At 35.8% G+C, this 12133-nt stretch carries 7 protein-coding genes; 5 read left to right on the plus strand and 2 right to left on the minus strand.

The features are described 5' to 3' along the window. The first annotated feature begins 59 nt into the window (after nt 1-59). The 5 genes from VIX88_RS07060 (at nt 60) to VIX88_RS07080 (ending at nt 7783) form a co-directional block, all read left to right on the plus strand. Entirely contained in the window at nt 60-2063 is a 2004-nt protein-coding gene (locus VIX88_RS07060) for an outer membrane beta-barrel family protein (RefSeq protein WP_237190232.1), read from the plus strand. Between the two features lie 36 nt (nt 2064-2099). Beyond that, nucleotides 2100-2279: a hypothetical protein gene (locus VIX88_RS07065; RefSeq protein WP_225908196.1), complete on the plus strand. Its 180-nt coding sequence runs from the start codon at nt 2100-2102 to the stop codon at nt 2277-2279. A gap of 157 nt (nt 2280-2436) precedes the next feature. Continuing rightward, nucleotides 2437-5316: a SusC/RagA family TonB-linked outer membrane protein gene (locus tag VIX88_RS07070; protein WP_237190233.1), complete on the plus strand. Its 2880-nt coding sequence runs from the start codon at nt 2437-2439 to the stop codon at nt 5314-5316. Between the two features lie 12 nt (nt 5317-5328). Further along, nucleotides 5329-6735 carry a SusD/RagB family nutrient-binding outer membrane lipoprotein gene (locus tag VIX88_RS07075; protein ID WP_064969354.1) on the plus strand — a complete coding sequence of 469 codons (1407 nt, stop codon included), beginning with the start codon at nt 5329-5331 and terminating at the stop codon, nt 6733-6735. A 28-nt stretch (nt 6736-6763) separates the two neighbouring features. Beyond that, entirely contained in the window at nt 6764-7783 is a 1020-nt protein-coding gene (locus VIX88_RS07080; protein WP_064969353.1) for an alkaline phosphatase D family protein, read from the plus strand. 61 nt (nt 7784-7844) lie between these two features. On the opposite strand, the gene VIX88_RS07085 is transcribed toward VIX88_RS07080, so the two are convergent. Together VIX88_RS07085 and VIX88_RS07090 are read right to left on the minus strand one after the other, a co-directional pair. Then, on the minus strand, nt 7845-11000 hold the full coding sequence (locus tag VIX88_RS07085) for an efflux RND transporter permease subunit (protein WP_310503696.1): 3156 nt from the start codon (nt 10998-11000) through the stop codon (nt 7845-7847). 71 nt (nt 11001-11071) lie between these two features. Next, entirely contained in the window at nt 11072-12127 is a 1056-nt protein-coding gene (locus VIX88_RS07090) for an efflux RND transporter periplasmic adaptor subunit (RefSeq protein ID WP_064969351.1), read from the minus strand. Between the last annotated feature and the right edge of the window lie 6 nt (nt 12128-12133).

The raw sequence follows: 12133 nt of genomic DNA on the forward strand, positions 1-12133 counted from the left end.
TTTCACATTCATTTAAACTAATAACCACCGCTCGGCTCTTTTTAAAAAAAATGAAAGCTATGAGAAAGACTTATTTTTTACTCGGAATTTTGGTTTCTACAACCGCATTTTCACAAACCAATTCTAAAACCGATTCTACTAAAACTAAAAAGTTAGAAGAAGTTACAATCACCAAGAAATTCATTCAGCAAAAATCTGATAGAATGGTGTATAATGTAGCAGCATCTCCCGCAGCCAAAGGGAATACTGTTTTAGAACTTCTGCAAAAAACACCAACCGTTACTACTACAGATGGGAAAGAGTTTAAAATTTTAGGAAAGTCTAGCACCACCATCTTCATCAACGGAAGAAAAGCGAATATGAATGCTGATGCTTTGTTAGCTCTACTAAAAAGCACGCCTTCTGAAAACATTTCTAAGATAGAAGTTATTAGCGTTCCTGGTAGCGAGTACAATGTAGAAGGCGACACAGGCATCATTAACATCGTTATGAAAAAGAAAAATACCGATGGTTTTAATGGGGTTCTAAGAATGGAAAACGAACAAGCATTTTATAATAATACTTCATCTAACCTCAGCTTAAACTATAGAAAAAATAAACTCGGCATAAGCACAAGTCTAGGATATAGCGAAGACAACTATAAACAAAAGTTTACGATAGAGAACGGAACCTCTACAACCAAAACTCTTAGCCTTGTGGATATTGATATGCCTTCTCAAAGGACTAATTTCAATATTACCGCTGATTATGAACTCACTGAAAAGAGTAACTTAAACTTTAGTTTTAATTCTGGGCTTTCTTTTCAGAAAGAAGGCAAAACCACTTCTAACAACCAAGACTTCATCAATGGAAACTTATTCCAAATACGCCCATCGGAAGGGCTAGAGAAAGAAAACACTCAAAATTTCTCTACCGCTCTTAACTATGATTTAAAAACAGATAAAAATGGGAGCATACTAAAAATCAACCTATCTCACCTCAAATTTAACCGACAAAACAACAGCAATTTACTATTTTATTCTGGCGTAGGCAATAATGCCGCTTCTCTTAATTCGGCTATGAATCAAGAGGCGCCTCAAAACATCAATAATACCTCTGGATTTTTAGATTACATTTGGAAACTCAAAGATAATTCTACTCTATCCGTAGGCGGAAACTTTGGCACTACCAAAACAGATGACAATACTATTTTTGATATTGCTGCTTCGGATTTGGTATTTTATAGAAGTAATGCATTAAGCAACCACTTTATTTATCAAGAAAAGATAGGTGCTTTCTATACCAACTACGAGAGAAATTTTGGCGAAAAACTTTCTACAAAAGTAGGCTTACGATACGAAATGACCGCTACACAAGGTGATGTAGAAGGAAAAAATGACCCTTATTATCATTTCAAAAATAATTACAGTAATTTGCTTCCATTCCTTAATTTGGCTTATCAGGCTAATGATAATCATTCTATCAGCTACTCTTTTTCTAGCCGAGTACGAAGACCTTCGTTTTGGGAACTCAATCCTGTAAGAATGTACACCACAGAAACGAACTTTGGGCAAAACAACCCTTTTATGAAAGCCTCTACCAGCTACAACCAACAGCTAATGTATATGTTTAAAAGTACTTATTTCCTAAGCCTTAGCCAAAACTATACTAAAGATGCAGCCACTCAAATACCTTTACAAAAAACCACTGGCAACATTACGGAGCTGAGATATATAAGAACTAACTATGGTAACAAAAACCAACTATCTGCAAGTATAGGTATGCAAAAAGCCTTCTTTAATGGTAGATGGATGGGAAGTTTTAACGCTACTGGAGTTTATACCCGTTTTAGTGGTAGTGTAAGCAAAGACCCTCTAAATCAAGAAGTTTTCCCTACTTATGTTGTGGATAGAACTACCGAATATATAGTATTAAGTTCTAACAACCAAATTGCTCTTAACAAAGCTAAAAATCTTTGGTTAGATGTAGATTACTTTTGGATTTCTAAACAAAAAATGGAAATAGGAACTATCGGTGCTCTACAAAAGCTAGACCTCTCCATAAAAAAGAATTGGGAAAACTAGACTTTTCGTTTTACAGCGAGTGATGTATTTAATACAATGGGATACATTCGTGTAAAAAACCAACAAGAGAATGGATACATTAGTGATGTTACCCAAAGACAATATAACCAAACTTATGCTCTTTCAGTTACTTACAATTTCGGAAACCAAAAGGTTAAAAAAGTAAAGAAAAACGAAAACTCTAATAACGATATCCAAAATAGAACTGGGAAATAACGGTCAGTTCTACTTTAAAACATATACAAAATCTACAAAGCCTAAGTGTAACGCTTGGGTTTTTCTTTTTTAACAAAACTTAACCTTATGTTAAAACTCTCTTAATATCTTTTAACAGCATAGTTTATAGTTTTGGCCCAAAATCAAGCAGGTATTTATGAAAAAAAATCGTTTATGTATTATTGGGCTCATTTGTATGATAATGGGAAAAATAGATGCCCAACAAAATGAAAAAGAGCATCAAATCAATGAAGTAGTAATTTCTTCTCTAGGAATTAAAAAGGAAAAGAAAAAAACAGCAAACGCTATACAAGCTCTATCTGGTTCGGAACTTACCGAGGTTAAAACGGTAAATCCTTTAGACAATCTTTCTGGAAAAGTATCTGGTGTCCAAATCACCGCAGGAACTTCTGGCGTTGCTAGTTCATCAAGAATTGTCATAAGAGGTGATAACTCTCTTAACATCAACAATAATTCGCCAATGTTTATTATTGATGGAATACCTATCTCTAACCGTATTTTTGGAGTTGGAGGCTCACCAACCAATCAAGGAGACCTTCCATCTGACTATGGAAGTGGCATTATGGACATCAATCCTGAAGATATTGAAAATATGTCCGTATTAAAAGGTGGTGCCGCCGCACTATATGGCTCCAGAGCAGCAAATGGAGTTATTATGATTACCACCAAAAAAGGACAAAAGGGACGCAAATTTGCAGTGAACTACAATTCTTCTTTTATGTTCCAAAATCCTATTCTTCCCGAGTTTCAATCGGTATATGGACAAGGAGGCACCAATAGTGCAGGAGAAAGATTCCAACTATTAAATGGTTTAGGAGAAAATTATGGACCAAAGTTTGACCCTAATTTATACCTTCTTCAAAACGGCTCTCCAGAATATGCCGATGGTGTGAAAATACCTTTTGTTAGAAGATATGATTTAAGAGATATTTTCAAAACAGGGACTCAAATCGTAAACAACATAAGCGTACAAGGAACTACCGACGATATTTCTTATCGTATATCTTATACTAATAATCAAAACGAAGGTTATATCCCAAACACTAATTTACATAAAAATACATTCTCAACCCACAGTACCTTTAAACTAACACCTAAGTTTGACTTATCCACTAGCCTAAATTTTGTGAATACTAAAAGTGATAATGTCCCCGTAACAGGATATGGTTCTCAAGGACTTATGTATGTACTGTATTGGAATCATCTAAATAACGATTTAAAATGGGCAAAAAACTATTGGCTAGAACCTGGAGTAAAACAAAACTACTCTCTAGGGTGGGCAGATAACCCTTATTTAATCGCCAATGAGAACATCAATGCCTTTAATAGAGACCGATTTTTTGGTAGCATTCAGCTAGACTATAAGATTAATCAAAACTTCTCTGCCCTCATAAGAACTGGACTAGATTATCAAAATGAAGATAGAACTTCTAGAAGACCTATGGCATCTCATAGGTATAGAAAGGGAATGCTAAGGCTACAGGACCTCAACTTTAATGAAGTAAATGTGGATATGCTCTTAAAATATCAAAATAAATTTGGTGATTTTGAGCTAGATGTACTAGGCGGCTTGAGTAGAATGGATAGAAAACTTGGTGAAAAGTTTCTGCAATCCAACGCTTTAATGACCCACGGCATCTACTCTCTAAACAATACACAGAATTTTGTATCTAGATACAGCGAATTTACCCAAGAAAGAATTAATTCTGTTTTAGGAAGCATCAATTTGGGATATAAAGATTATGCATTTTTAGAAGTAACCGCCCGTAACGATTGGTTCTCTACTCTACCCACAAACAAAAACACTTATCTCTATCCATCAGCCTCTTTCAGTTGGCTACTCAATAAATCTTTAAATATGGGTAGAGCCATCAATCTGCTCAAAATAAGAACCAACTGGGCGATTATTGCCAATGGAACCTCTCCCGAATTTTTACAAAAAAAATATCTTTCTGGAGGTTTACTAGGTACTGTTACCAATCCTACAGTAGCTCCAAATACAGACATAAAGCCTGAAACTACCACCACAAAAGAAGTCGGACTAGAGTTTATTGGATTTAAAAACAGACTGGAGTTTAATGCTTCTTTCTACCAAAATGCAACCAAAAACCAGATTATCCCTGTAAGAATATCCGACGCCACAGGATATAATGCCAACCTAGTAAACGCTGGTTTGGTGGAAAACCAAGGTATAGAAGCCTTCCTAAGATGGACAGCCGTAAAATCTAAAAACTTTATGTGGAATATGAGTTTCAACTTTACTAGAAACAGAGGCTGGGTTAGAGAACTTTACAAAGATTTGCAATCTTATATTATCGCTGAAGGTCCTGCAGATGTAACCATAGAAGCTAGACCTGGTGGAAGAATGGGCGATATATATGGTTATGTATTTAAAAGAACTAATGACGGTCAAATTATCTTTAATGAAGGACTCCCTGTACTATCAGACACCAAAGAACGCATAGGAAACTACAATCCTGATTTTATGCTAGGCTTTAGAAATCAATTCAATTATAAAAACTTCTCACTCGGAGTGCTATTTGATATTAGAAAAGGAGGCGTTATCTATTCTTATACCAATGCCATAGGCGGAGAGTCTGGGGTACTACCATATACACTAGAAGGGAGAGAAACAGGTATCATAGGAAAAGGAGTTAAACTAGAAAATGGCACATATGTGCCTAACGATGTCAGAGTATATCCAGAAAAATATTATCATTTTGGAGGCTATTACACTAGAAACAACGCCGAGTCTAACTCGTTTGATGCTTCGTTCATTAAATTAAGAGAAGTTAGCCTTGGATACTCATTGCCAAAAGAGTGGATAAAATCTGCTGGAATGGAAGAGTTACATATCTCTTTAGTTGGTAGAAATCTCCTAAGATGGACTAAAACACCTCAACATATAGACCCAGAATCTATGGCTATGTCTGGTGGTACTCTGCTACCAGGTATGGAGGTAATGCAATATCCTGTAGCTATAGGGTACGGCGTAAACTTTAATATTAAATTCTAAATCAAGGAAAAAATGAAAAAAATATTTTTAATCTTAACCAGTACTTTTGTCTTCAATTCCTGCACTAGAGGTTTTGAGGAAATGAACAAAGATAAAGATAATTTTACCGAAGAAACGGTAAGTGTAAATCTATTATTACCCAATATTCTTTATCGCATAGCGGATACCAATGTAGACAATAATTTTAGTCTAGGCAATAAAGTATCACAAATGATTAGCTACATACAATATAACCAAATAGATACTTATACATGGACTGCCAATGATAGTTATTGGAAACTTTATGGACAAATAGAAAACCTCAACGATATAGAAAACATAGGCAAAAAATCTCATAAAGAAGAATACATAGGTGTGGCCAAGGTGTTAAAAGCTTTTATTTTTACTCAAATGTCCGATGCCTATGGTCCTATCCCTATGTCCGAAGCAGGACAGTACAAACAAGGAATACTTACTCCAAAGTATGACTCTCAAGAAGAAGTTTACAAAGGTGCAAACCAAATGCTCAAAGAAGCCAACCAAATACTAAAAAAAGGAGCAACAATAGAGGGTGACAAACTCTACGGAGGCGATATAAGTAAATGGCGAATTTTCGCCAATTCTTTACGTCTAAGGGTTCTAATAAAAATCATGAACAAACAAGATGTAAGTTCAGAAATTAGAGAAATCCTCTCCAATCCTAACGAATATCCAATATTCAAAACCAACCAAGATGCTGCAATCTATTATTATTCAGGCGTTGGAAATGATGTTTCTCCTTACTCCGCTGGTAGAGGCAGAGTTTATGAAATTGAGCAACTTACAGCCTTATCTACCACAATGTTAGACTTAGCAAAAAAATACAACGACCCTAGAATTGACACTTGGTACAACAAACCTCAAAATAGTAGCCATACAGAACACAAAGCCATCAAGCCAGGTTCTTATTCCACTGACTACAGAAACCTCTCTATGCTTAACCTAAATTTCCATTACAATCCTACCCTAATTAAAGGAATTTTAATGACTTACTCCGAGCTAGAGTTCATTTTAGCAGAAATGGCAGAAAAAGGTTGGGTAAACCTTCCTGCAAAGCAACATTACGAAAACGGAGTCAAAGCTAGTTTTGAATTCTGGAATACCGCAATGCCTCAAAACTATCTTACAGAAACTGCTGCTTATACAGGAGACAAACTTGTATTGATAGCAGAACAAAAATGGTTAGCGTTCTTTTGGAATGGCTTTGAGGCGTGGAACGATTTTAAAAGAACAGGATTACCTCAACTGAAACCAAGTGAAGGCAATACTAACGGTAACAAAATACCATCAAGGCTAATATATCCTTCTATTGAACAATCTGTAAATAGAGATAATTATCAAAAAGCCTCTAATCTACTAGGTGGAGATAATATTAATTCTAAAATGTGGTGGCAAAACTAAACTTCTAAATTTTAAACCAAAATAAACAATGACATTACTAAAAAAATTACTTTCAATATCTATATTTTCTGGACTACTCATTGCTAATGCTCAAGAGAAATTTACCATAGGAATAGCCTCTTGTTCTAAACAAGATAAAGACTTATCACTATTAGATAAAGTGGTTGAAAAGAAACCCAACTTATTTATATGGATGGGAGATAACATCTATGGAGACACCTACGATATGAAGGTTCTAGAAGCTAAGTATCAAAAATTAACCAACAATCCTCATTTTAAAAACCTAAAGAAAAATGTTCCGATGCTATCTACTTGGGACGACCACGACTATGGCTGGAATGATGCGGGGAAAGAATACCCTCACAAAGAAGCTTCTAAAGCCTTGTTTTTAAAATATTGGGAGGTTAATAATAAATTCAGACAGACCAACCCTAACGGTATTTATGGAGTAGAATATTTCACTTTTAAAAACAAAAAAATTCAAATCATTATTTTAGACACTAGATTTAATCGTGATGCTCTTTGTAAATTTGAAAGTACAATGCCTTTCGGAAAGAACGACTATGTTCCGTGCCGAGATACTTCTAAAAGTTTTCTAGGAGAAGCTCAATGGAACTGGCTAGAGGAAATTCTAAAAACTCCTGCAGATTTAAGGATTTTGGTTTCTAGTATCCAGTTCTCACACGAATACAATGGTTGGGAATCTTGGACAAACCTTCCTAGCCAACAACAAAAAATGATGGATTTAATTAAAAAAACTAAAGCCGAAAATCTTTTTGTAATATCTGGAGATGTACATTGGGGAGAGTTATCAAAGTACAGCCTACCCAACCAATATCCTATCTATGATTTAACGTCTAGTGGATTAACCGAAAAATGGCCGTCCCTAGAGCCTAATAAATTTAGAATAGGAGAAGCTGTTGTAGAACCCAACTACGGAATAATAGAGTACGATGGAGAGAACCAAATCACATTTAAACTCTATGACCACAAAGATATTCTAAAGCTAAATTATCAACTAGATTTAGAGATTTTAAAATTTAAATAAAATACTATTTTTTTAGACTAAAAGTAGAGGCTCCATTTTTTGAAGCCTCTTTTTTGTTATTCTAAAACTCTATTTCATCTTCTGGATGAAGGTGTTCATAATCCGCTTTCATTAGAGCGTCGTAATCTTTTTTGTCTTCCTTAGCCAGTTTTCTTTCCAGTTTTACTACAATTAAGTATACCACTGGAACAATTACTAATGTAAGGAATAATGATGATAATAACCCTCCGATAATTACAATAGCCAAACCGTTATTCATCTCTGCTGCTGCTCCCGAAGCCATCGCGATAGGAAGCATACCAAACACCATCGCTATCGTAGTCATCAAAATAGGACGAAGTCTAGCGTGGTTGGCTTGTATTAAAGCATCTTCTATGGTTTCACCTTGCTCTAATCTATGGTTAGCAAAATCTACCAAGAGAATGGCATTCTTCGCCACCAAACCAATCAACATAATAATCCCTAAAATGGTAAAGATATTTAAACTCTGATTGGTAAGAGCCAATGCCCACAACGCTCCAATAAAAGAAAGAGGAATGGAAAATAGTACAATAAATGGTTTTACAAAATCGTCATAAAGCACTACCATAATCATATATACTAATAATATTGCCGCTAGTAATGCATACCCTAGATAGCCAAAACCTTCACTTTGGTTTTCCATATTACCACCCCATACCCATTTTACGCTGGCAGGTTTCTTTACATTTTCTAACTTGGCAAGCCATTCGTTAGCCACAGCTCCCATACTTTTACCTATGGTTTGGGCTTGTATAGTAACAGCTGGTGAACGGTCGTATCTCTCCAAAACGGCAGGACCAGAAGAGAAGTCAACCACAGCAAATTGTGATAATTTTATCCTCTGCCCTTGAGCATTGGTAAACTCAATATTTCTCACATCATCTATACTACCTCTTTTAGATTCGTCTAAGATGATATTGATGTCGTATTCACTATTTCCTGTACGGAATTTATTATCGGTATTTCCACTAAAAGCCGTTCTCAATGTCTGCCCTACGGTTGCTACATTAAGACTTAGAGCCGTCATTTTATCTCTGTCTACATTTACCGAAATCTCTGGGTTACCTTCTTCTACACTCAGTTTCACTTCCGTGGCACCTTCTATAGATTTCAATGCTTTTTCTGCTTCTTTAGCATAGCCTAAAGCTTCATCTAATGTAGTCCCCATTACTGTCATCTGTAATGGTGCTTGTTCTGCCCCCATAAGTCCCATAGGTACGGTAGTTACTTTTGCACCAACCAAAATAGGCTCCAGCTCTCGTTTTATTTTTGCAGCAAAAACATTACTTGGCTCACTTCTTTTAGATTTATCTATAAGTTTAACATTAATTTCTGACTTATACGGCGTAGACTGTACTGCTCCCATACCACCACTAGACTGCCCCACTGTGGTAATCATTGTAGCTACATTAGAATTTTTAGCAAGATAGTTTTCTGCCTTTTGAGTCATAAAGTTGGTTTGCTCTATAGAAACATCTTTTGGCATTTCTATTTGAACCAAAAACTCTCCTTTATCTGTTCTAGGGAAAAAGTCTGACCCAATGTAGCCCATTACAAGCAGTGCAATAGAACTTACAAAAAGTAAGAAGGTTACAACAAAGGTTTTAATCTTATTATTAAGACACCATTTAAGTAAATCCGTTACGAAATGAGTGAACTTAGTTAAACCATCTTCAAAAGTGTAAATTACTTTACCAAAGATAGAGTCCTTGCTAATCAGCTCGAGTTTACCAAAACGAGAGAACAACCAAGGTACTACGGTGAACGACACTAATAAAGACAACATTGTAGCTATAACTACCGTTACACAAAACTGTCTGATAATATCAGATACCAAACCGCTACTTAAAGCTATAGGTAAAAATACCACCACAATTACCAAAGTAATAGCAGTAACGGTAAAGCCTATTTCTTTAGCTCCATCATACGCCGCACGAACTTTATTCTTACCCATCTCCATATGACGGTGGATATTCTCTATTACCACAATGGCATCGTCTACCAATATTCCTACTACCAAAGATAACGCGAGTAAACTCATCAAATTGAGCGAGAACCCAAACAACGCTATCCCTATAAATGTTGCAATAAGAGAGGTAGGAATAGCCACCATTACGATAAGAGCATTCCTAAAACTATGCAAGAAAAACAACATCACAAACGCCACCAACGCCACCGCAATAAGTAAATCCTTCAGCACCGAATCCGCCGCCGCAAGTGTGAATACCGAAGTATCATTAGCCAAATTGATTTTAAGCCCTTGGTCTTTATATTGCTCTTCTATAACTTTCATTTTCTTCTGAACCAACTCACTCATTGTAACGGCGTTGGCATCAGTTTGTTTCTGAACTTGAAGTAACAAGATGTTCTGTTGATTGATACGAGCAATTTTTTCTACCTTTTTCTGAGTATCTTGTACTTCGGCAACATCAGAAAGTTTAATGTTAATACCATTCATAGAAGCAATGGTAAGGTTTCTAAGTTCTTCTACCGAAGCTATCTTCCCTGAAAGACGGATAAGTGTAGAGTTATCTCTGGTCTGCAAATTTCCTGTTGGGAAATCTAGGTTAGATGCTGTAATTATCTGAACCACCTGCGGAATGCTAAGCCCATAACCTTGTAATTTACTAGGGTCTAAATTGATACGAATTTCTCGCTCTTGTCCTCCCACAATATTTACCTTAGCAACACCTGAGATTCTAGAAAATTCTGGTTGAATTTTTTGGTCTATCAAATCATAAAGTTCATTTTCAGATAAGTTGGCGGTAACCCCCATACTTACAACAGGTAAGTCTGAAAGTGAAAATTGTGATAACGAAGGCTCTTTAACCCCGTCAGGAAGGTTTGACCTAATGGCATTGATTTTCCTTTGAGTATCATTCATTGCGAAGTCTGTATTAACATCATTATTAAACTGAATGATAACAATGGAAAGACTTTCGTAAGATTTAGTTTGTATTTTCTTTACCCCTTCTAGTGCAGAAACGGCATCTTCTATTTTTTTGGACACTGTATTCTCTACCTCGGTAGGAGATGCCCCTGGATATATGGTAGCCACAGTAACTACCTTTACTTCAAACTTGGGTACTAGCTCATAATTAAGTTGTTTATAACTAAACAATCCTCCTATGAGAAGTAGTGCCAAGATTACAATAACTAAACTGGGTCTTTTTATGGATACTTCTGCTAATTTCATCTTATATTTCTATATGTTAAGTCATTAAAGAATCAAAATAATGTCATCTCTGAGTCTTTAAATCCAAATGATTATTTTAATACTTTAACTTTGGTTCCATCTGCTAAGTTGATTTGCCCACTGGTTACTACCATATCTCCTGCATTAAGCCCTCCTGTAACCTCTACTTTATCACCATAGTTAGCACCACTTTGGATTTTAGTAAGATGAGCTACACCGTTTTTCACCACAAAGACTAAATTATCACTCACTCCTCCCACAAAAGCATTTCTAGGAATACTCAAAATTTCCTTCGCTCCGGTTCTGTCAAATGTTGCTGTTCCATACATTCCTGCTTTAAGCAGATTAGAGGCATTATTGATTGTAATCTCTACAGGGAATTTAAGAGCTCCATTAGATGCAGGTGCAATAAAAGATACTTGCCCATCTATCTCAGCATCTACCACGCTAGGCTTTACTTTTACCGTATTACCAACTGCTAATTGTGTTACTTGAGATTCATCTACCTCTACTTTTAGTTTAAGTGATGAAATATCTACCACCTGTACAATAGGTGTACCTGCTCCCACAACACTACCTAGCTCTACCATTTTTTGATTAACGATACCACTTACTTTGGACACTACATTAGTATCACCAGACATAAGCTGTGCCGACTGCACCTGTGCTCTAGCATTTTTCACCTGCAATCTCGCTTGGTCTAGTTGTAATGCTGTTACTCCACCTGTTTTATAAGCAGCTTCAAAACGGTTAAGTGCCGAAATAGCTTGGTCTAAATTAGCTTGAGCATTGCTTACATTTACATTAATTTTATCTCCTTTGAGCTTAGCTATTACTTGCCCTGCTCTTACATAACTACCCTCCTTTACATAGAGAGCTACCAATTGTCCACCCATTTCTGCAGAAATATTTGCCTGTGTTTTTGGTAAAAAAGTACCATTAACACTAAAAGCACCTCCAATTTCCTCTCTTTTTACAGCTTCTGCTTTTACCGCTATTTCGTTATTTTTTTCTGCTACAATATTTACCTGCTCTTGGTTATTAGCTTTATTTTTTTGAAGAATAAAGAAAAAGCCTACAGCTACGCCTACTACCGCTATAATAGATAATAATGTTTTTTTATTCATGATGAT

Origin of the sequence: Riemerella anatipestifer, assembly GCF_035666175.1 — a bacterium.
Taxonomy (GTDB): Bacteria; Bacteroidota; Bacteroidia; order Flavobacteriales; family Weeksellaceae; genus Riemerella; species Riemerella anatipestifer_D.

Excerpts from the sequence above, each read along its gene's own strand:
- VIX88_RS07060 (WP_237190232.1), top strand. The coding sequence starts at position 60 with ATGAGAAAGACTTATTTTTTACTCGGAATTTTGGTTTCTACAACCGCA.
- VIX88_RS07065 (WP_225908196.1), top strand. The coding sequence starts at position 2,100 with ATGGGATACATTCGTGTAAAAAACCAACAAGAGAATGGATACATTAGT.
- VIX88_RS07070 (WP_237190233.1), top strand. The coding sequence starts at position 2,437 with ATGAAAAAAAATCGTTTATGTATTATTGGGCTCATTTGTATGATAATG.
- VIX88_RS07075 (WP_064969354.1), top strand. The coding sequence starts at position 5,329 with ATGAAAAAAATATTTTTAATCTTAACCAGTACTTTTGTCTTCAATTCC.
- VIX88_RS07080 (WP_064969353.1), top strand. The coding sequence starts at position 6,764 with ATGACATTACTAAAAAAATTACTTTCAATATCTATATTTTCTGGACTA.
- VIX88_RS07085 (WP_310503696.1), bottom strand. The coding sequence starts at position 11,000 with ATGAAATTAGCAGAAGTATCCATAAAAAGACCCAGTTTAGTTATTGTA.
- VIX88_RS07090 (WP_064969351.1), bottom strand. The coding sequence starts at position 12,127 with ATGAATAAAAAAACATTATTATCTATTATAGCGGTAGTAGGCGTAGCT.